Raw genomic sequence first — 20,574 nt, 5'->3', positions numbered from 1 at the left:
CCGCTCCCTTTAGAATGGCTGCCATGCCCAGCGTTGTCTCGTTCGTCGATGTGTCCTTCGTCCGGAACGGCAAGCGGATCCTCGACCACGTGTCGTGGGACGTGGCCGAGGACGAGCGCTGGGTGGTCCTCGGGCCCAACGGCGCGGGCAAGACGTCGATCCTGCAGATCGCCGCGGCGCAGAACTACCCGTCGACCGGTGCGGCCCACCTCCTCGACGAGACGCTCGGGCGCGTCGACGTCTTCGAGCTGCGCCCTCGCATCGGATACGCCTCCACCGCAATGGCTCGACGTCTGCCCGCCGGCGAGACCGTGCTCGACGTCGTCATGACCGCCGCCTACGCCGTCACCGGCCGGTGGAAGGAGGGCTACGACTCCGTCGACGAGCGCCGGGCCCGCCGCGTGCTCGCCGAGTGGAAGCTCGACCACCTCGCCGACCGCACCTTCGGCACCCTCTCGGACGGCGAGCAGAAGCGCGTGCAGATCGCGCGCGCGATCATGACCGACCCCGAGCTGCTCCTGCTCGACGAGCCGGCGGCCAGCCTCGACCTCGGCGCACGCGAAGAGCTCGTGCAGTTGCTCGGAGGCTTCGCGAAGGACGCCGCATCGCCCGCGATCATCATGGTCACCCATCACGTCGAGGAGATCCCCGAGGGCTTCACGCACGCGCTCCTCCTGCGTGATGGCGCCGTCGTGGCGGCCGGTCCGCTCGACGAGGCGCTCACGGAGGCGACCCTCGCCGAGACCTTCGGGCTCGACATCGCGCTCACTCGCGAGCACGGTCGCTTCTCGGCCCGCGCCCGCGGCTGACACGCCCGCGTCGCACCTCCCCGTCCGCGCCTCGGTCTGCTACCTTAGGTAGCTGGTTCGGGCCCGTTCGCGGTGTGCCCGCCCCTCTTCCACCCGTTCCCGTCGACGACAGGTGCGGTTCAGGACCCTCAAGCGACAGGAATCGACCATGAAGACCGACATCCACCCCGAGTACAAGGCGATCGTGTTCCGCGACCTCGCCTCCGGTGAGACCTTCCTCACGCGCTCGACGGCGACCAGCAGCAAGACGATCGAGCTCGACGGCGTCACGTACCCCGTCATCGACGTCGAGATCTCGTCTGCCTCGCACCCCTTCTACACGGGCAAGCAGCGCATCATGGACTCGGCCGGTCGCGTCGAGAAGTTCAACAGCCGCTACAAGAACTTCGGCAAGTAAGACCTCTCGAAGGGCCCTCGACCTCACGGTCGGGGGCCCTTCGTCGTCGCTCGGAAGGTTCGACGAGAGATCGCTTCGCGGGTCTGCTCCCGCATTCGCGCACGATCCGAAGCGATCTCGCTCCCGTCGCGCCGCGGCAGCTTTCTTCGGCGCGGCCGAGGCGATAGCGTCCGCACATGGTGTCCTTCGCCGACAAGCCGATCATGCCGTTCGTCGCTCCGGAGGAGTGGGACGCGTACCTCCGCGGCGACCCCGACCCGGGAGGCGTGCGCCTCAAGCTACGGAAGAAGGGGGCTGTCGATCCCGGGTTGACCCGCCAGGAGGCGCTCGACGTCGCGCTCTGCCACGGCTGGATCGACGGACAGGGCGGCGCGTTCGACGAGCAGTTCAGCCTCCAGGCGTACACCCCGCGCCGCCGCGCGAGCCCCTGGTCGCAGATCAACCGCGAGCACGTGGCGCGCCTCCTCGACGAGGGGCGGATGCTGCCCGCCGGACTCGCGGAGGTCGAGCGCGCGAAGGCCGACGGTCGGTGGGAGGCCGCGTACCGGCAGAAGGGCGCAGAGGTTCCGGCCGACTTCCAGGCCGCGCTCGACGCCGATCCGGGAGCGAGGACGTTCTTCGCGACGGTCGGCGGTCAGAAGCGGTTCGCGTTCCTCTTCCGGCTCTCGCAGCTCAAGCGCCCCGAGACGCGCTCGCGGCGGATCGAGGAGTACATCGAGCTTCTGCGCGAGGGACGCACCCTCACCTAGCCCTCGTCTGTCGGCGCCCCGGCTCCGTGGCGCACGGGCCAGGCGCCGTCGGCCACGAACGACTCGTCGCGCACGCGCCGCATGTAGTCCTGGAACGACTCGGCCTGACTGCGGCACCACTCGACCTGAAGCGCGTGCAAAGCCTCTGCGCCCACTCCGAGCTCATCGGCGAAGGCGCCGCCGAGCGCCTGCGCGATCCGCCCCGCGGCGAGGGCGTCGGCGGCCGCGTCATGCGCCTCGGTCAGGGCGACTCCGTAGTGCTGCGCGGTGACCGTCAGGGTGCGCTTGCCCTTGCGGTAGCGGTCGACGGCCTTGTCGATGACGAGCGGATCGACGATCGGACTCGGATCGAGCAGCACCGGTACGCCCCAGCGGCGCGACTCGTGCGCCAGAAGGGAGAGGTCATAGGGCGCGTTGTAGACGACCACCGGGATGCCGCGCTCGAGAAGCGAGCGCAGCGCCTCCGACACCTCGGCGACGACCTCGCCCGCGGGGCGACCGTGCTCGCGCGCGTACTCGGTCGTGATGCCGTGAACGGCGCTGGCCCCCGCAGGGATCTCGATACCGGGGTCGGCGAGCCACGACGTGCCCTCGAGGGCCTCGCCCGCCGCGTCGATGACTCCCACGTGCGCCGCGACGATGCGGCTCGAGCGGACGTCGATGCCTGTGGTCTCGAGGTCGAAGACGGCGAGGAGGTCGAACCAGCGCGCGCGCTCGGCGTCGGCGCTCTCGAAGGCGAACGCGTCGTCGAACAGGGTCGGCTCGGTCTGTGCGGTGCTGCTCACTCGGACAGCCTAAACGGGGCCTCCGACATCGCTCGGAGGCCCCGCGGCGTGCGTGTCAGCGAGCGGCGCTCGCCTTGGCGACGCGCAGCCAGAAGAAGCCCTGGGTGCCGAGTGTCATCGTCAACGTCCCCTCGTCGGTGAAGCCGGGGAACCGCCCGCCGCCGAAGAGATCGGTGAGCGTGGAGCCACCGTTCTCGGGGTCGGTGACGGTCACCGAGACGGGATTGTGGTTGAAGCTGAAGACGCAGAGCACCTCCTCCGGCTGGTCGCCTAGGGCACTGCCCGAGCCGGCGTAGTCGCGCACGAAGGCGAGCACGGACTCGTGGTCGGTCTCGAGCACGCGCATCGAGCCCAGCCCGAAGGCGGGGTGGCCGCGACGCACGTGCAGCACGTTGCGCATCCAGTGCAGGAGCGAGCGCGACTGGGCGAGCTGCGCCTCCACATTGACCTGGTTGTAGTGATAGACGAGGGACTGTACGACGGGCAACGCGAGCTTGCCCGGGTCGGCCGCCGAGAAGCCCGCATTGCGGTCGGGGGTCCACTGCATGGGCGTCCGGGAGGCGTCGCGGTCGTTGAGCCAGATGTTGTCGCCCATCCCGATCTCGTCGCCGTAGTAGAGGAACGGGCTCCCGGCGAGCGAGAACAGCAGGGCGTTGATCAACTCGAGCTCGGCCCGCGCGTTGTCGAGCAGCGGCGCCAAGCGCCGCCGGATGCCGATGTTCGAGCGCATTCGCGGGTCGTAGGCGTACCACCCGTACATGGCCTGGCGATACTCCTCCGACACCATCTCGAGCGTGAGCTCGTCGTGATTGCGCAGGAACACTCCCCAAGCGGCTCCGCTGGGGATGTCGAAGGTCTCGGAGAGGACCTTCTTGAGCTCGGTCGCGGTCTGCGCCCGCAGGGAATAGAAGATGCGCGGCATCACCGGGAAGTCGAACGCCATGTGGCACTCCGGCTCCTCCTCCGTGCCGAAGAAGGCGGCGACCTCGCGGGGCCACTGGTTCGCCTCCGCGATGAGGATGCGCCCCGGGTAGTCGCGATCGACCATCGCGCGTAGCTTCTTGATGAACTCGTGGGTCGGCGGCTCGCCCTCGCCGTTGCCCTCGTCGGACTCGTAGAGGTACGGGATGGCGTCGAGGCGGATGCCGTCGACGCCGAGGTCGAGCCAGAAGCGGACGATGTCGTGGATCGCCTCGTGGACCGCAGGATTCTCGAAGTTGAGGTCCGGCTGGTGCGAGAAGAAGCGATGGAAGTAGAACTGGCGGCGCTCAGAGTCGAACGCCCAGTTCGAGTCCTCGGTGTCGACGAAGATGATCCGGATGTCGGGCCACTTCTCGTCGGTGTCGTTCCAGACGTAGAAGTCGCCGTAGGGACCGTCCGGGTCGGAACGCGACTGCTGGAACCACTCGTGCTGATCGCTCGTGTGATTGAGCGGGAAGTCCATGACGATGCGCATATTGCGCTCGTGCGCCTTGCGGACGAGCTCACGGAAGTCGTCCATCGTGCCGAACTCGGGCAGGATCGCGGTGAAGTCCGAGACGTCGTACCCGCCGTCGCGAAGAGGCGACATGTAGAACGGTGGGAGCCAGAGGGCGTCGATGCCCAGCCACTGCAGGTAGTCGAGCTTCGAGGCGAGTCCGTTGATGTCGCCCGCGCCGTCGCCGTTCGAGTCGACGTAGGAGCGGACCATCACCTCGTAGAACACCGCTCGGCGGTACCACTGCGGGTCGAGGGCGAGTCCGGGGAGTTGGATCGGCGACGTGAAGCTCACGGTGCTCCTTCTGCTGCGGCCTGAGCGGAGATCCGCCCCGGGAGAGGCGGTGGGCGGTGCGTTCCGAAGCGAACGCGTCCTCATGCTTGCCGTTCGGATCGCACGCCCGCAAGGCGTTGCGGCGAGAACTTCGAGGGGCGTTGCCTACGATGGACACTGCGATGACCTCACCCTCCCCCTACGCCGCGGACCTCGATCGCCTCCTGATACGGGAGGACTCGGTGGACGTCGCCGGAGCCTCCACCTCGTACTGGAGCTACGGCCCCCCAGACGCATCGACGGTCGTCGTCGTCGTGCACGGCTTCCGGGGCGAGCACCACGGACTCGAGCCGGTGATCGCGAGACTGCTGGCCGGCGGCGCCGACGCGCGGATCGTCGCGCCCGACCTGCCGGGATTCGGCGTCTCTCCCGCGATGACGGCGCATCGGCACGATGTCGAGGGGTACGCGGCATGGCTGGGGGAGTTCCTCGACGTGCTCGGACTGCGGGGGACCGCGGTCGTCCTCGGGCACTCCTTCGGCTCGATCGTGGCGTCGGCCGCGGTCGCCGACGGCCTGCCGACGCCCCTCCTGGTGCTCGTGAATCCCATCGGAGCACCGGCCCTCGCCGGGCCCCGCGGAGTGCTCACCCGCCTCGCGGTCCTGTACTACCGTCTCGCGGCCCTGCTGCCGGCGCCCCTCGGCTACCGTCTCCTGCGCGACCCGCTGATCGTGCGCGCCATGAGCCTCGCGATGGTGAAGACGAAGGAGCCGGCGTTGCGCCGCTTCGTGCACGATCAACACGACCGCTACTTCAGCGCCTTCGCGTCGCGCGACACGGTTCTGGAGGCGTTCCGCGCCTCCGTCTCGCACGACGTCGGCGAGTACGCCGCGCGCGTGGACGTGCCGGTGCAGCTGATCGCCGCCGCGCAGGACGACATCACGCCGCTGGCGGCCCAGTACCGCCTCCTCGAGGCGTTGCCACACGGGCGGCTGCACGTCATCGACGGAGTCGGCCACCTGATCCACTACGAGACGCCCGACGAGGCGGCCGCCGTGCTGCGCGCGGCCCTGGAGGAGGGGATCGACCGATGAGGATCGTCGTCGACTGCCGTTACACCCGCCTCGAGCGCCACGACGGCATCAGCCGCTACACAGCCGAGCTCGTGCGAGAGCTCGCACTGCTCCACGACGTGACGATGCTGATCAGCGATCGCCGCCAGCTCGCGATGCTGCCCGCGCTGCCATGGGAGCGGGTGACCGGCCCGGCGAACGCCTTCGAGCCGTTCGTCGCGCTCCTGGTGAACCGCCTCCGCCCCGATGTCGTCTTCTCGCCGATGCAGACGATGGGGTCGCTCGGACGCCGCTACCGCCTCGTGCTCACGGTGCACGACCTGATCTACTACCGTCACCGCACCCCTCCTCGCGACCTTCCGCTGCCGATCCGCGCGCTCTGGAGGCTCTACCACCTCGCCTGGTGGCCGCAGCGGAGGCTCCTCCAGCGGGCGGACGCGATCGTGACGGTCTCGGAGACCACGCGGGCGCTCCTGCGGGAGCACCGGCTGACCACGCGGCCGGTCGTCGTGGTGCCCAACGCGGCGAGCGAGCCCGACGAGATCAGCGCGGCGCTCGCGGAGGCGATGCCCGAGCGCTCCGATGCCCGATCGCTCGTCTACATGGGCTCGTACATGCCCTACAAGAACGTCGAGTCCCTGGCGCGGGCGATGCGCCTCCTGCCCGACTACGAGCTGCATCTGATGAGCCGGGCGAGCGACGAGACGGTCGAGACTCTCCGTGCGCTCGCGCCGACGGCGAAGCTGGTGTTCCACCAGGGAGCATCGGACGCCGAGTATCGCGCGGTGCTCGCGCGATCGACGGCGCTGGTGAGTGCAAGCCGCGACGAGGGCTTCGGAATCCCCCTCGTCGAGGCGATGGCCCTCGGCACGCCGGTCGTGGTCAGCGACATCCCCATCTTCCGAGAGATCGGCGGGGACGCGGCGGTGTACGTCGATCCGTCGAGTGCCAAGGCGATCGCCGAGGGCGTCCGCTCGCTGGAGGACGCTCGCCGGTGGAGCGAGCTCTCCGCGCGCGGGCGCGAGCGGGCGGCCGCATTCTCGTGGCGTGCCTCCGCCCGCGTGCTGTTCGAGCTGCTGAGCGAGCTCGGGAGGCGGTGAGCTCGGCGCGGGCGTCGCGGTCTTGCGTCGCTCGGAGCGATCAGGCGCGGAGCGCCTCCGCGAGATCGACCTCGTCCACGGCCACATCGCCGGAGCCATCGAAGGCGACGATGCGCAGCGCGCCGTCGACCACCGTGAAGTCGTGCCGCGACCCGTTGCCGACGGAGACTCCCTGCGGGGGAAGCGACTCGTCGCTGAGCGCGCGGAGGAGGCTGCCGATCACGCCTCCGTGCGTCGCCACCACGACATCGGAGTCGGGGAAGCGCTCGGCGATCTCGAGCAGGGCCGTGCTGGACCTCGCGAACACCTCCGGCCGTGTCTCCGCGCCGGGAATCGCGCCGCTCTCGACACCACCCGGAAAGAGCTCGCGCAGCTCGACACCGGTCATGCCCTCGGCGTCGCCGTAGGAGCGCTCGGCGAGAGCGGGCACGACGAGTGGGGCGGCCACGCCCAACGCCTCCGCGATGATCGCCCCCGTGTCGAAGGCGCGCCGCAGCGGGCTCGCGACGACCGCGTCCCAGCGGCGTTCGCTGAGCAGACGGCCCGCGGCGCGGGCCTGCGCGCGCCCCGTCGCGTTGAGCGGCACATCGCTGCGGCCCTGGAGGCGTCGCGCGGCGTTCCACTCGGTCTGGCCGTGGCGGACGAGGGTGAGGCGGGTCACGGGTGGCTTCCTGGTCGGGGAACGAGGTCTCGAACGGGGCGGTTCTCGGTCACAGTGGGGGGAGGCGCTCGGCGAGGTCGCGGAGGACCTCGCTCGTGCCGCCGTCGATCTTAAGATTCGCGCGCGAGTCTCCCTTGGTCGTCCCCCGATTGACGATCACGATCGGCATCTTGGCGCGGCGGGCGATCTCGAGGAAGCGGATGCCGGAGTTGACGACGAGGGAGGAGCCGGCCACGAGCAGCGCGTCGGCGCCCGCGACGATGGCGCGCGCCTCCTGGAACCGCTCGGTGGGAATGAACTCGCCGAAGAAGACGATGTCGGGCTTCAAGATGCCGCCGCAGACCGTGCACTCCGGCACGGTCATCGCCGAGACGTCGTGCACCTCCGCGTCGCCGTCGGGGTTGAGGGAGGAGACGTCAGGGTCGTCGAGCCAGGGGTTCAGCTCCTCGATCCTCTCTGCCACGGCGTCACGGGCGAAGTACTGGCCGCAGGTCATGCAGCGCACCCGGTCGGCCGAGCCGTGGAGGTCGACCACCCGGCGCGATCCCGCGCGCACGTGCAGTCCGTCGACGTTCTGCGTGACGACGCCGGTGAGGACGCCGCGCTCCTCGAGCCGGGCGAGCGCACGATGCCCGTCATTGGGGACGGTGCTGGTGAAGCGGCGCCAGCCCAGCTGACTGCCGGCCCAATAGCGACGGCGGTAATCGGGGTCGGCGACGAACTGCGAGTAGGTCATGGGGCTGCGAACGGGAGCCCCGGCGCCGCGATAGTCGGGGATGCCGGAGTCGGTACTCATACCCGCACCGGTCACGGCGGCGATGCGGCGCCCGCTGAGGAGTTCGACGGCCTGTTCGATCTCGTGGGCTGGGGGCCCCTGAACGACCGGTGTCGGACTCGACTCCATCCGCGCCTCCTTCGAGGACCGTTCGGGCGGCCTCTCGGACGAGTTTAGTGCGCCCCGTGCCCTAGATTGCCGGGATGCCGATCGTGCCCGTCGAGGACCTCGACCACCCCCTCCTCGCCGACTACCACCGCCTCACCGACGTCGCGTTGCGCCGCGTGCTCGAGCCTGAGGGAGGCCTGTACATCGCGGAGTCCTCGAAGGTGATCGGGCGCGCCCTCGCGGCCGGCCATCGGCCGCGGTCGGTCCTCGTGCAGCAGAAGCGCCTTGCCGACGCGGCGGAGGTGCTCGAGCGGTTCCCTGAGGTGCCGGTGTTCGTCGGGCCCGACGCGCTGCTGGAGGAGCTGACCGGGTTCCATCTGCACCGCGGTGCGCTCGCCTCGATGCACCGGCCGGCCCTGCCGTCGATGGCCGAGCTGCTCGACGGCGCGCGTCTCGTCGTCATCCTCGAGGACCTCGTCGACCACACCAACGTCGGTGCCGTCTTCCGCGCCGCAGCGGGGATGGGTGCCGATGCGGTGCTCGTGACTCCGCGGTGCGCCGACCCGCTCTATCGGCGTAGCGTGCGGGTGAGCATGGGCACGGTGTTGCAGGTGCCCTGGACGCGGACGCCCGCGTGGGGGCCGGCTCGGGAGGCGCTGCTCACGGCGGGGTTCTCGGTCGCGGCGCTCGCCCTGGCTCCCGACGCCGTGCCGCTGGACGCGTACGCGGCGGCGCGACCCGAGCGTGTCGCGATCGTGCTTGGCGCAGAAGGGGACGGACTGAGTCGCGCGGCGCTCGACGCCTCCGACACCGTCGTGACGATCCCGATGCTGCACGGGGTGGACTCGCTGAATGTCGCGTCGGCTGGAGCGGTCGCGCTCTGGGCGCTCACGCGCTCGGGGTGACTCGCGCGGGTCGGGGAGACGACGACCGGCCCCCGCCCTCCAGCTCGGCGCGGATCGACGACCCTACGATGGGCCGGTGACCTCTCCGACCCGCCCCGACGACTCCGCGCTCGACCTTTTCGGGTCCTTGCCGGAGCCGGCCCGGAGGCCAGAGCCCCGCCGTCGACGACGCGGCTGGATCGTCGGAACGGTGCTCGCCGCCCTCCTGCTGAGCGCGAGCGCAGCGTACGCAGGCACCGCGGCGACCGCCTCCCTGCCGTCGGCGAGCGCCGTCACGATGCCTCCGGCACCGACGAGCATCGCTGCACCTGCGCTGGCATGGCCCGCATATGGCGCAGGCGCGGTCGGTGCGGTCGGTGTCGTAGGCGCCGAAGAGGAGGGGCTGCTCGCCCGCTACGGCTCCGACGATCCTGTGCCGACCGGCAGCATCGCGAAGGTGGCCACTGCCCTCGTCGTCCTCGCCGCCAAGCCGATCGCGGCGGGCACTGACGGAGACACGATCACGTTCACGGCCGCCGATGTCGGGTACTACGACGAGACCATCGCGGAGGACGGCTCGAACGCGCCGGTGACCGCGGGCCTTCAGCTGACCGAGAGGCAAGCGCTGACCGCGATGATGCTCCCTTCGGCCAACAACTATGCGAAGTCCCTCGCAGTCTGGTCGTACGGCTCCGAGGAGGCCTTCCTCGCTGCCTCCCGCACCTGGCTCGACAGCAAGGGGCTCACACGCACGGTCCTCGCCGACACCAGCGGACTCTCGCCCGCCACGGTCAGCACCACTGCCGAGATGGTGAAGCTCGGTGAACTACTGCTGGCCGACCCCGTCCTCGCGCCGATCGTCGCCCTGCCGTCCGCGGACATCCCGGGAGTGGGCGTGTTGCAGAACACCAACACCCTGCTCGGGCGCTCGGGCGTCGACGGGATCAAGACCGGCACGACGGACGAGGCAGGGGCGTGCCTTCTGTTCTCGCTCGACACGATGGTCGAGGGGCAACCGACGACGCTCGTGGGAGTCGTCACGGGCGCGCCGAGCCACCCGCAGCTCGCGACCGACGTCCAGGCCCTGATCCCGACGGTCGAGGCAGGCTTCCACAGCGTCGAGCTGGCCACAGCCGGTCAGGACCTCGGCGTGTACACGAGCGCGTGGGGCGAGAAGGCGATCGCCGAGACGAGCGAGGCCAGGTCGGTGCTGGTGTGGGGTGCGGTCTCGGCCTCGACGACCGTCGCGCTGAATCCGGCCACCACCCTGAGCGACGGCCAGAGCGTCGGCTCGGCGACGGTCGAGATCAACGGGACGGCGTACCAGCTGCCTCTCGTCGCCGAGGGCGGGATCGACGATCCGGGGTTCGGCTGGCGGGTGAGCCACCCGGCCGATCTCTTCCGTTAGGCGGTCTCGGAGGCGTCGTCGCCGTCGACCACGATGCGCACGCCCGCGGTCGCGATGTCGGCGGCGACCTCCTCGGGAGAGGCGTTGCCCGGCACGGGCGTGCCCGGAATGCTGGCGTCTGCTCCTGCTGCGGCCGCTTCTGCCGTGCGCCACGGCTGGGCGGACGGGCGCTTCGCCGTGATGAAGTCGCCCGAGGACTGGTGCCGCACGCGGCGGAGCACCCACGGCACGAGGTACTCGCGAGCCCACTGCAGATCCTCCGTGCGGGCCGCGCGCCACGTGCGCGCCGGCACGGGCTCCGGGGCGAGGGGGCGCAGGCCGTTCTCGACGTTGAGAGCCTCCAGCACCATCCGCGCCACCTCGTGGTGGCCGTGCGGATTGAGGTGCAGCCGGTCGGGCGCCCACATCCGGACGTCCTGGATCTCTTGGAGCGACCACTGATCGGCCACGATGCAGTCGTAGCGCTTCGCGAGAGCACGGAGGTTCTCGTTGTAGATCGCGACCTTGCCCCGGATGCGGTTGAAGACGGGGGAGAAGCCCACGTCGACGCCCGTGAAGAGCACGACGGTGGCTCCGTCGGAGCGCAGCCTCGCCAGGCCCGACTCGAAGCGTGCCGCGATGTCGTCAGGATCGGTGCCGGGTCGGATCACGTCGTTGCCTCCCGCCGAGATGGTGATGAGGTCGGGCCGGAGCTCGAGCGCCGGCCCGACCTGCTCGTCGACGATCTGCTGGAGGAGACGTCCCCGCACGGCGAGGTTCGCGTAGGCGAAGTCGTCGTTCTGCGACCCGAGAACCTCCGCGACCCGGTCCGCCCAGCCGCGGTGGCCACCGGGGCTCGAGGGCTCGGGATCCCCGATCCCCTCGGTGAACGAGTCGCCCAGGGCGACGTAGCGGGACCACGGATGACGCTGTTCGACCATTGCTCCATTGTGCTCCCGCGATCCTGTGCTCCCGCGATGCGAGCGCAGCGGAGGGGGACGCGGGGAAGACCGGACGCCCTCCGACACGCCGGGGCAGTCCGCGTGGGCCCGCGGAGCCCCGCCGCGTGTCGGGGGCCTCGGCTAGATTCGATCCACGTGAACAGTCCCTCGAGCTTCGGTCATCAGGTCGGCATCTCCGCTGCCGAGCACCTGTCTCCGTCGTTCCCGGGGCGGGCTCCGTGGGGCACCGCCGACAAGCTGCGGGCATGGCAGGCCGAGGCGCTTGAGGCCTACTTCCAGCACGAGCCGCGTGACTTCCTCGCCGCCGCGACACCGGGCGCCGGAAAGACGACGTTCGCGCTCCGCCTCGCCGCCGAGCTCCTGCACAACCGCACCGTCGACCGCCTCACGGTCGTCGCGCCCACCGAGCACCTCAAGCGACAGTGGGCCGAGGCCGCGCACCGGGTCGGGATCCGGCTCGACCCCACCTTCACGAACCGGATGGGTCGCCACGCTCGGCACTACCACGGCGTCGCGGTGACCTACGCGCAGGTCGCGGTGCGCGCCGAGCTGCACCGCGAGATGACGCTCTCGGGGCGCACGCTCGTGATCCTCGACGAGGTGCACCATGCGGGCGATGCGCTCAGCTGGGGCGACGCCGTGCGCGAGGCCTTCGAGCCCGCCACTCGGAGGCTCTCGCTCACCGGGACGCCGTTCCGCTCTGACACGTCGCCCATCCCCTTCGTCAGCTACGTGCCCGACGACGAGGGCATCCGCACCTCGCTCACCGACTACGCGTACGGCTACGGGCGGGCCCTCGCCGACGGTGTCGTTCGTCCCGTGCTCTTCATGGTCTACGCCGGTCAGATGCGGTGGAAGTCGAAGGCTGGCGACGAGATGGAGGCGCGTCTCGGTGAAGGAAACACGAAGGACATCACCGCCCAGGCGTGGCGGACCGCCCTCGATCCCCAGGGCGAGTGGATCCCCTCCGTGCTGCGGGCGGCCAACACGCGCTTGTCGGAGGTGCGGCGCGCAATCCCCGATGCAGGCGGCCTGGTCATCGCGACCGACCACTACAGCGCACGCGCCTACGCGTCGATGCTCCGCGAGATCAGCGGCGAGCCGGTGACGGTCGTCCTCTCGGATGAGAAGGAGGCGAGCGACCGCATCGAACAGTTCGCCCGGGACACCTCGCGCTGGATGGTCGCCGTCCGCATGGTGTCGGAAGGAGTCGACGTGCCGCGGCTCGCGGTGGGCGTGTACGCGACCTCGGCGTCCACTCCGCTGTTCTTCGCGCAGGCGATCGGCCGATTCGTGCGTGCCCGGAGGCGCGGCGAGACGGCCTCGGTGTTCCTCCCGAATGTGCCCGGCCTGCTCGCGCTGGCGAGCTCGATGGAGCTGCAGCGCGACCACGCCCTCGATCGCACGACCTCGGACGACGACGAGTACCCCGAGGCCGACCTGATGGCCGACGCCGAGCGCAGCGAGAAGGCCTCGTCGGAGCTGCTCGAGGACGGGCGTTTCGAGTCGCTCGGCTCCGCCGCGACCTTCGATCGGGTGCTGTACGAGGGCGCCGAGTTCGGTATGGAGGTGGAGGTCGAGAGCGAGGAGGAGCTCGACTTCATCGGCCTGCCGGGGCTGCTCGAACCGGATCAGGTGCGCGAGCTGCTGCAGCATCGTCAGCAGCGCCAGGCTAAGCGCGCCGGCGCGCGGGCCGGCGCGCCGGCGGCAGCGAAGAGCGAGATACCCGCTCCGCTGTATCGCACGCTCAAAGAGCAGCGCAGCCTCCTCAATTCGCTCGTCGGACTCTGGGCGCGCAACACCGGCGAGACCCACGGCCAGGTGCACACCGAGCTTCGACGGCTTTGCGGAGGCCCTGCCGTCGCCCAGGCGAGCGTCACCCAGCTGCAGGCGCGCATCGATCTGTTGCGGCGGCGGCTCGGCTCGCACTGACACGTGCTCTACCCGATGGACACGGCATGGCGCCAGCCCTGACGCCCCCCGCCGCCTCGACCGTACTGTTCGAGGGTGCCCCACTGGAACGTCCTGACCGCTGACGCGGTGTCGGGGCCGTCCGGACGGCGGCTCCGACCGCCGGTGGAGGTCGCCGGAGGAGGGAAGCGCGATGAGCGCTGACCGGTCGGGAACGCACGAGAGACGCTCGCTAAAATGGGCAGCCGGTCCGGCACGGAAGTGACGGACCATCACCCCCGACGTCGGGCATCCGCAGACCGCACGCCGGTCGGCCCAGGATCGCCCGCGACCGATCCCCTGAGGAGTCTCGTGGAGACCTGGCCCGGAACCGCCTACCCGTTGGGCGCGACCTTCGACGGAAGCGGCACCAACTTCGCCTTGTTCAGCGAGGTCGCCGAGCGCGTCGAGCTCTGCCTCTTCGATGAGCACGGCGCCGAGACACGCATCGAGATCCTGGAGTCCGACGCGTACGTGTGGCACTGCTATCTGCCGCAGGTGCAGCCGGGCCAGCGCTACGGATTCCGGATCCACGGACCCTACGATCCGGCTGCAGGGCATCGCTGCAACCCGAACAAGCTGCTCCTCGACCCCTACGCGAAGGCCGTCGCCGGCGAGATCGACTGGGATCAGTCGCTCTTCTCGTACACGTTCGGCGACCCGGACTCGACGAACGACGAGGACTCCGCTCCCCACATGATGATGGGCGTCGTCATCAACCCGTTCTTCGACTGGGCGGGTGACCGTCGCCCGCGCACGTCTTACGACAGCACGGTGATCTACGAGGCCCACGTGAAAGGTCTCACCAAGAGCCATCCCGACGTCCCGGAGGAGCTGCGAGGCACTTACGCAGGAGTCGCGCACCCCTCGGTCATCGCGCACCTCAAGCACCTGGGAATCACGGCCATCGAGCTCATGCCGGTGCACCAGTTCGTCAACGACTCGACCCTGATCGAGAAGGGCCTCTCGAACTACTGGGGCTACAACACGATCGGCTTCTTCGCTCCGCAGAACACCTACTCCTCGACGGGCGACCAGGGCCAGCAGGTCCAGGAGTTCAAGAGCATGGTCAAGGCGCTGCACGCCGCCGGCATCGAGGTCATCCTCGACGTCGTGTACAACCACACCGCGGAGGGCAACCACCTCGGACCCTCGCTGTCGTTCCGGGGCATCGACAACGAGGCCTACTACCGTCTCGTCGACGACGACAAGCGCTACTACATGGACTACACGGGGACGGGGAACACCCTCAACGTGCGTCACCCGCACGCGCTGCAGCTCATCATGGATTCGCTGCGCTATTGGGTGACCGAGATGCGTGTCGACGGATTCCGCTTCGACCTCGCCTCCGCGCTCGCCCGGGAGTTCTACGACGTCGACCGGCTCTCGACGTTCTTCGAGCTCGTGCAGCAGGACCCGGTGGTGTCCCAGGTCAAGCTCATCGCCGAGCCGTGGGACGTGGGCCCGGGCGGCTATCAGGTCGGCAACTTCCCGCCCCAGTGGACCGAGTGGAACGGCAAGTACCGCGACACGGTGCGCGACTTCTGGCGGGGCGAGCCGTCGACGCTGGGGGAGTTCGCCTCTCGACTCACCGGCTCGGCCGACCTCTACGCGCGCTCGGGGCGGCGACCCGTCGCCTCCATCAACTTCGTGACGGCGCACGACGGCTTCACGCTGCGCGACCTCGTGTCGTACAACGAGAAGCACAACGAGGCCAACGGTGAGGACGGCAAGGACGGCGAGTCGCACAACCGCTCGTGGAACCACGGTGTGGAGGGGCCGACGGACGATCCGAGGGTGCTCGGGCTCCGTGCGCGTCAACAGCGCAACTTCCTCGCGACGATGCTGATCTCGCAGGGCGTGCCCATGATCCTGCACGGGGACGAGCTCGGCCGCACCCAGAACGGCAACAACAACACGTATGCGCAGGACAGCGAGCTGACCTGGATCGACTGGGTCCACGCCGACCGGCCGCTGCTCGAGTTCACGGCCGCGCTGATCCGTCTGCGCGCCGAGCACCCGACCTTCCGCCGCATGCGCTTCTTCGACGGCCGTCCGGTGTTGCGCGGCACCGGTGAACCGCTGCCCGACATCGTCTGGTTCAAGGCCGACGGGACCGAGATGACCCCGTCGGACTGGGACTCTGGTCTTGGCCGATCGGTTGGCATCTACCTCAACGGCAACGGGATCCGTGAGCGCGATGCGCGCGGCCGACCGGTCGTCGACGATAGCTTTCTGCTGTATTTCAACGCCGACGACGTGGACGTGGAGTTCTCGATCCCGAGTGACGAGTACGCGATCCAGTGGAGCGTCCTCGTCGACACGGCCGGGGCAGAGGCGGATTCGATCCCCCGCCCGGCGGGTGCGATGCTCACCGTCCAGGCGAAGTCGCTGGTCATCCTGCAGGAGCACAGCGCCCCCGAACCCGAGGTCGACCACTCGGTCGCCGCCTCCCTCGCCTCGCTCGCCGCGACGTCGGCGATCCCGATCGTGACCTCGACCGGCCTGACCAGCCCTCATGCGGAGTCGACCGACTCCGCCACTTCGACAGGAGCCTGACGTGCGTCTGCCCGCTTCCACCTACCGACTCCAGATCCGATCCGGATTCGACCTCGATGAGGCGGCGCAGATCGCCGATTACGTGCGCGTGCTGGGCGCCGACTGGCTTTATCTCTCCCCCCTGTTGCGGGCCGAGCCCGGTTCTGACCACGGTTACGACGTCGTCGACCACTCGGAGATCGACCCGGAGCGCGGGGGAGCGTCCGGCCTCGCGAACGCCTCGCGTGCCGCACGTGCGCAGGGGCTCGGCGTCTTGATCGACATCGTCCCCAATCACATGGGCGTGGCGACCCCGCGCGAGAACTCCTGGTGGTGGGATCTCTTGAAGCACGGGCGCTCCTCGCGCTACGCCACGGCCTTCGACGTCGACTGGGCGGCGGGCGCCGGCAAGGTGCGCGTTCCTCTTCTCGGCGACGGTGCGAGCGAGGGAGACAGCGAGAGCGAGCTCGATGCGCTCGAGGTCGTCGGCGACGAGTTGCACTACTACGAGAATCGGCTGCCGATCGCGCCGGGCACGGTCGAGCCCGGCGACTCCGGGCGTGCGGTACACGCGCGCCAGAGCTACGAGCTGGTCAACTGGCGGCGGGCTGACGCTGAGCTCAACTACCGCCGGTTTTTCGCGGTGAACACTCTCGCGGCCATCGCCGTCGAGCGTCCGGAGGTGTTCGAGGCCTCGCATCGCGAGATCATCCGCTGGTTCACCGAGGGACTTGCGGACGGCCTTCGGGTCGACCACCCCGATGGGCTCGCCGATCCGGGTGGATACCTCGACGATCTGGCCCGCGCGATCGGGGGAGCCCCGGTCTGGGTCGAGAAGATCCTCGAGGGCGAGGAGACTCTTCCGCCGCATTGGGCGACCGTGGGCACCACGGGCTATGACGCCCTCGCCGACATCGACCGGATCCTCGTCGACCCGGATGCCCGCCCGGTGCTCGAGGGTTTGGACGCCGAGCTCGGTGGTGACGGGTCCCCGGTCGTGTGGGCCGACCTCATCCACGACACCAAGCGAGGGATCGCCGACGGCATCCTCCGCTCGGAGGTGCTGCGCCTGGCACGGCTGTTGCCGGAGATCGACGGTGCCGACGACGCCCTTGCCGAGCTGCTTGCGACGTTCCCCGTGTATCGCAGCTACCTCCCGTATGGCGCCGAGCACCTCGATCACGCGCGGGTCGACGCCGCGCGCCGACGCCCCGACATCGCCGCGACCATCGAGAAGGTGGCGGCGGCACTCGGGAAGACGGGGGCACCCGTGTCGGTCCGCTTCCAGCAGACCTCCGGCATGGTCATGGCGAAGGGCGTCGAAGATACCGCTTTTTACCGCTTTAGCCGTCTGACCTCGCTCAACGAGGTGGGTGCAGACCCGGACGAGTTCGCGATCGACCTGGCCGAGTTCCACCGGCGCCAGGCCGTGCGTCAGGCGTCGTTCCCCGCCTCTTTGACGACGCTGTCGACGCACGACACCAAGCGCGGCGAGGACACCCGCGCCCGTATCACCGCGCTGGCGGAGGAGCCGGAGGCGTGGGCTCGCACGCTGCGCGAGTTGCACGCGCTCGTCGGATTCGGCGACGGCCCGGTCGAGCACCTCCTCTGGGAGGCGATCGTCGGGACCTGGCCTGCGTCGCGCGAGCGGCTCCACGCGTACGCCGAGAAGGCCTCCCGCGAGGCCGGCAGCTCCACCCGCTGGACGGCTCCCGATGAGGCGTTCGAGGCTCGGATGCATGCCGCGGTCGACGCGGCCTTCGACCATCCGGAGGTGCGCCGCCTTGTGGAGGAGACGGTGGAGCGCGTGGCGGTCGCCGGTTGGTCGAACGGCCTCTCGGCGAAGATCGTGCAGCTCACGGCGCCGGGGATCCCCGACGTCTATCAGGGCAGTGAGCTGTGGGAGACCTCGCTCGTGGACCCCGACAACAGGCGTGAGGTCGACTTCGCCGAGCGCCGAGCGCTGCTGGAACGGATCGACGGAGGCTGGAGACCCGCCGTCGATGCGGAGGGGGCGGCGAAGCTGCTCGTGACCTCGCGGGCGCTTCGGCTGCGCCGCGACCGGCCGGAGCTGTTCACGCGCTACGCCGCGGTGTCCGCCCTCGGCGGGGCGGCCCGGCATGCCCTCGCGTTCGATCGCGGCGGTGCCCTGACGATCGCCACCCGACTGCCCGCTCGACTCGCCGAGGCGGGAGGCTGGGGCGACACCGCCGTCCTGCTGCCGGGACATCCGGTCGAGGACCTGCTCACAGGACAGGTCTTCGAGGGTGGAATGACTTCTCTCGCCGAGATCCTCGCCGACTACCCCGTGGCTCTGCTCGCCCCGGTCTCCTGACCGGACGACGCGCCGCTCCACCGACCCTTCCACCCCTCGCAGGAGACCGCCGTGACCCGTACGACTCCCTACCGCTATGCCCTTCCCGTCACCGGAGTCGAGCGCTTCGACGTCTGGGCGCCCGAGGCCGATGCCGTCGAGCTCGTCTGGGGGGGAGGCGCCTCCCTCGCGATGGGCCGTGCCGACGAGGACGGCTGGTGGCGGGCCCCGGAGGAGGCTCCGGTCGCGCCCGATGTCGACTACGGGTATCGGATCGATGGCAGGGGCCCGTTCCCCGATCCTCGTTCGCGTCGCCAGCCCGACGGTGTGCACGAGCTGTCGCGCACCTTCGACCCCTCGGAGCACGAGTGGGCGGATCGATCGTGGACGGGCCGTGAGCTCGCGGGTGCCGTGATCTACGAGCTGCACCTGGGCACCTTCACGCCCGAAGGGACACTCGACGCGGCCGCGGGGAAGCTGGAGCACCTGCGCTCGATCGGTGTCGACTTCGTCGAGCTGCTGCCGGTGAACGCGGTCAACGGCACGCACAACTGGGGGTATGACGGGGTGCTCTGGTATGCGGTCCACGAGCCGTACGGCGGGCCGGCGGCCTACCAGCGTTTCGTCGATGCCGCCCACCGGGCAGGTATCGGGGTCGTGCAGGACGTGGTGTACAACCACCTCGGGCCGAGCGGCAACTACTTGCCGGAGTACGGCCCGTACCTCACGAGCGAGAAGGCGAACACCTGGGGTAGCTCTCTCAACCTGGACGGGGCGGGCTCGGATGTCGTGCGGGGGTACATCATCGACAACGCGCTGATGTGGCTGCGCGACTACCACGTCGACGCTTTGCGGCTCGACGCCGTCCATGCGCTCTCGGACGTGCGTGCGGTACACGTGCTCGAGGAGATGGCGGCCGAGGTGGCTGTTCTCTCGGCGCATGTCGGCCGGCCGCTCACGCTGATCGCAGAGTCTGATCTGAACGATCCGCGCCTGATCACGCCGAGGGAGGCGGGCGGCTACGGTCTCGACGCGCAATGGAGCGACGACTTCCACCATGCGGTGCACGTCGCGTTGACCGGTGAGACCACGGGCTACTACGAGGATTTCGCCTCGCTCGGCGCTCTCGCGAAGGTGCTGACGCGGGGCTTCTTCCACGACGGCACGCTGTCGACCTTCCGCGGGCGTCACCACGGGCGTCCCGTCGATACCGAGCGGATGCCCACGTGGCGTCTGGTCGTGTGCAGCCAGAACCACGACCAGATCGGCAATCGCGCGATCGGCGACCGGCTCACGGCCACCCTCGACGAGGGGCGCCTCGCAATCGCTGCGACGCTGACCCTTCTGGGACCGTTCACCCCGATGCTGTTCATGGGAGAGGAATGGGCCGCGTCGACTCCGTGGCAGTTCTTCACCTCGCACCCTGAGAAGGATCTCGGGGAGGCGACGGCCAAGGGCCGCATCGAAGAGTTCGCGCGGATGGGGTGGGACCCGGACGTCGTGCCCGACCCGCAGGACCCAGAGACATTCCTCCGTTCACGTCTGGATTGGGCGGAGGCCCTGCAGGGGCGCCACGCCCGAATCCTGAGCCTGTACCGGGAGCTCGCTGCTGTGCGCCGGCGCTTCCCGGAGCTGACGGATCCGCGGTTCGGCTCGGTACGGGTCGAGTTCGACGAGGAGGGACGCTGGCTCACGCTCGGCCGGGGTCGCGTCACGATCGCGGTCAATGTGGGTTCCTCCTCTGTCCGGGTGCCGATTCCCCCGGTGACGGAGTCGCTGTTGGGAGCGGGCGAGTTCGCCGCGTGGCCCGGCGACACCGAGGCGGAGCTCGGCGGGTCGTCGCTGGTGATCACGCTCTCCACCTCCGTCTGATCGGTCGGGTCGCCCTCAGGCCGTGGTCTTGGCGTATTCCGTCGTGGCCACGATCCTGACTCCCTCGTCGTGCACGAGCAGCAGGGCGCGGAGCGGGATGGCCCGGCGGTGGCAGGCGGCCGCGAGGTGGCGGGAGAAGACCCGGTCCGTCTCTCCGAGGAAGGCGCGCCCTGGTCTCTCGAGGACGAAGGCGAGCGAGCCCACGTCACGGTGGGCGACTGCCTTCGCGAGTGTTGCGACGATGCGTTCGGTCTTCTCGGCGTCGGGATGCACCGGCAGCCCGTCTACCGGGTAGAGGATCGGGAGCTGATAGCCCTCTCGGTCGAGGAAGATCGGCCAGAGCGATCGTCGGTAGGCCGGCCCGATGAGGGAGGCGACCCGTTCGCGCAACTCGGCGTCGTCGAGGAGGGGGGTGTCGGTCAGTGCGGCGGGAGCCGTGGCGTCGAGGGGGATCATGGTC

Annotated in this window: 16 protein-coding genes and 1 pseudogene; 11 read left to right on the top strand and 6 right to left on the bottom strand. The window is 69.8% G+C overall.

The features are described from left to right. The first annotated feature begins 23 nt into the window (after nt 1–23). The 3 genes from ITJ45_RS07445 to ITJ45_RS07435 all read left to right on the top strand — a co-directional run bounded on the left by ITJ45_RS07445 (nt 24) and on the right by ITJ45_RS07435 (nt 1,955). Nucleotides 24–809 (top strand): ABC transporter ATP-binding protein, encoded by a 786-nt coding sequence (locus tag ITJ45_RS07445; RefSeq protein WP_194608087.1) that lies wholly within the window; start codon nt 24–26, stop codon nt 807–809. Between the two features lie 148 nt (nt 810–957). Continuing rightward, complete coding sequence (locus ITJ45_RS07440; RefSeq protein WP_194608089.1) at nt 958–1,206, top strand: type B 50S ribosomal protein L31; 249 nt, start codon at nt 958–960, stop codon at nt 1,204–1,206. Between the two features lie 176 nt (nt 1,207–1,382). Beyond that, on the top strand, nt 1,383–1,955 hold the full coding sequence (locus tag ITJ45_RS07435) for a YdeI/OmpD-associated family protein (protein WP_194608091.1): 573 nt from the start codon (nt 1,383–1,385) through the stop codon (nt 1,953–1,955). Here the strand turns inward: ITJ45_RS07435 and ITJ45_RS07430 are convergent. Together ITJ45_RS07430 and treS are read right to left on the bottom strand one after the other, a co-directional pair. After that, nucleotides 1,952–2,710, bottom strand: a complete 759-nt coding sequence (locus ITJ45_RS07430) for a 3'-5' exonuclease (RefSeq protein WP_194609052.1) — start codon at nt 2,708–2,710, stop codon at nt 1,952–1,954. The genes ITJ45_RS07435 and ITJ45_RS07430 overlap by 4 nt on opposite strands. Nucleotides 2,711–2,795: 85 nt before the next feature. Then, nucleotides 2,796–4,511 carry a maltose alpha-D-glucosyltransferase gene (gene treS, locus ITJ45_RS07425; RefSeq protein ID WP_194608093.1) on the bottom strand — a complete coding sequence of 572 codons (1,716 nt, stop codon included), beginning with the start codon at nt 4,509–4,511 and terminating at the stop codon, nt 2,796–2,798. A gap of 161 nt (nt 4,512–4,672) precedes the next feature. Here treS and ITJ45_RS07420 point away from each other — a divergent pair, with 161 nt between their 5' ends. Both ITJ45_RS07420 and ITJ45_RS07415 read left to right on the top strand, forming a co-directional pair. Continuing rightward, nucleotides 4,673–5,584: an alpha/beta fold hydrolase gene (locus ITJ45_RS07420; RefSeq protein WP_194608096.1), complete on the top strand. Its 912-nt coding sequence runs from the start codon at nt 4,673–4,675 to the stop codon at nt 5,582–5,584. Then, nucleotides 5,581–6,663, top strand: a complete 1,083-nt coding sequence (locus ITJ45_RS07415) for a glycosyltransferase family 4 protein (RefSeq protein WP_194608098.1) — start codon at nt 5,581–5,583, stop codon at nt 6,661–6,663. The genes ITJ45_RS07420 and ITJ45_RS07415 overlap by 4 nt, the downstream gene beginning before the upstream one ends. A 40-nt stretch (nt 6,664–6,703) precedes the next feature. Here the strand turns inward: ITJ45_RS07415 and ITJ45_RS07410 are convergent, their stop codons facing one another. Both ITJ45_RS07410 and ITJ45_RS07405 read right to left on the bottom strand, forming a co-directional pair. Continuing rightward, nucleotides 6,704–7,324 (bottom strand): histidine phosphatase family protein, encoded by a 621-nt coding sequence (locus ITJ45_RS07410; RefSeq protein WP_194608100.1) that lies wholly within the window; start codon nt 7,322–7,324, stop codon nt 6,704–6,706. A 49-nt stretch (nt 7,325–7,373) separates the two neighbouring features. Further along, nucleotides 7,374–8,228 (bottom strand): Sir2 family NAD-dependent protein deacetylase, encoded by an 855-nt coding sequence (locus tag ITJ45_RS07405; RefSeq protein ID WP_194608102.1) that lies wholly within the window; start codon nt 8,226–8,228, stop codon nt 7,374–7,376. Nucleotides 8,229–8,302: 74 nt separating this feature from the next. On the opposite strand from ITJ45_RS07405, the gene ITJ45_RS07400 reads away from it, so the two are divergent. Together ITJ45_RS07400 and ITJ45_RS07395 are read left to right on the top strand one after the other, a co-directional pair. Beyond that, nucleotides 8,303–9,112 carry a TrmH family RNA methyltransferase gene (locus tag ITJ45_RS07400; RefSeq protein WP_194608104.1) on the top strand — a complete coding sequence of 270 codons (810 nt, stop codon included), beginning with the start codon at nt 8,303–8,305 and terminating at the stop codon, nt 9,110–9,112. A gap of 76 nt (nt 9,113–9,188) precedes the next feature. Next, nucleotides 9,189–10,499, top strand: coding sequence for a D-alanyl-D-alanine carboxypeptidase family protein (locus ITJ45_RS07395; protein ID WP_194608106.1), 1,311 nt, complete (start codon nt 9,189–9,191; stop codon nt 10,497–10,499). A 149-nt stretch (nt 10,500–10,648) separates the two neighbouring features. Here ITJ45_RS07395 and ITJ45_RS07390 read toward each other — a convergent pair. Beyond that, nucleotides 10,649–11,419: pseudogene (locus ITJ45_RS07390) on the bottom strand (SGNH/GDSL hydrolase family protein); the annotation flags it as partial. 156 nt (nt 11,420–11,575) lie between these two features. Here ITJ45_RS07390 and ITJ45_RS07385 point away from each other — a divergent pair. The 4 genes from ITJ45_RS07385 (at nt 11,576) to treZ (ending at nt 20,114) form a co-directional block, all read left to right on the top strand. Continuing rightward, the gene (locus ITJ45_RS07385) at nt 11,576–13,372 is read left to right on the top strand and encodes a DEAD/DEAH box helicase (RefSeq protein ID WP_323742894.1); all 1,797 of its coding nucleotides are present in this window, start codon (nt 11,576–11,578) and stop codon (nt 13,370–13,372) included. A gap of 330 nt (nt 13,373–13,702) precedes the next feature. Next, nucleotides 13,703–15,949: a glycogen debranching protein GlgX gene (glgX, locus tag ITJ45_RS07380; RefSeq protein WP_194608112.1), complete on the top strand. Its 2,247-nt coding sequence runs from the start codon at nt 13,703–13,705 to the stop codon at nt 15,947–15,949. A gap of 1 nt (nt 15,950) precedes the next feature. Further along, nucleotides 15,951–18,263, top strand: a complete 2,313-nt coding sequence (gene treY, locus ITJ45_RS07375) for a malto-oligosyltrehalose synthase (protein WP_194608114.1) — start codon at nt 15,951–15,953, stop codon at nt 18,261–18,263. A gap of 51 nt (nt 18,264–18,314) precedes the next feature. Next, a complete protein-coding gene (gene treZ / locus ITJ45_RS07370; RefSeq protein WP_194608116.1) occupies nt 18,315–20,114 on the top strand; it encodes a malto-oligosyltrehalose trehalohydrolase in 1,800 nt (599 codons plus the stop codon). Between the two features lie 15 nt (nt 20,115–20,129). On the opposite strand, the gene ITJ45_RS07365 is transcribed toward treZ, so the two are convergent. After that, nucleotides 20,130–20,570, bottom strand: coding sequence for a hypothetical protein (locus ITJ45_RS07365; protein WP_194608118.1), 441 nt, complete (start codon nt 20,568–20,570; stop codon nt 20,130–20,132). Between the last annotated feature and the right edge of the window lie 4 nt (nt 20,571–20,574).

It is taken from the genome of Rathayibacter sp. VKM Ac-2879 (genome assembly GCF_015351245.1).
Taxonomy (GTDB): Bacteria; Actinomycetota; Actinomycetes; order Actinomycetales; family Microbacteriaceae; genus Rathayibacter.
The sequence above is the reverse complement of the archived record's forward strand: the minus strand, read 5'-3'. Positions and strand labels throughout refer to the sequence as shown.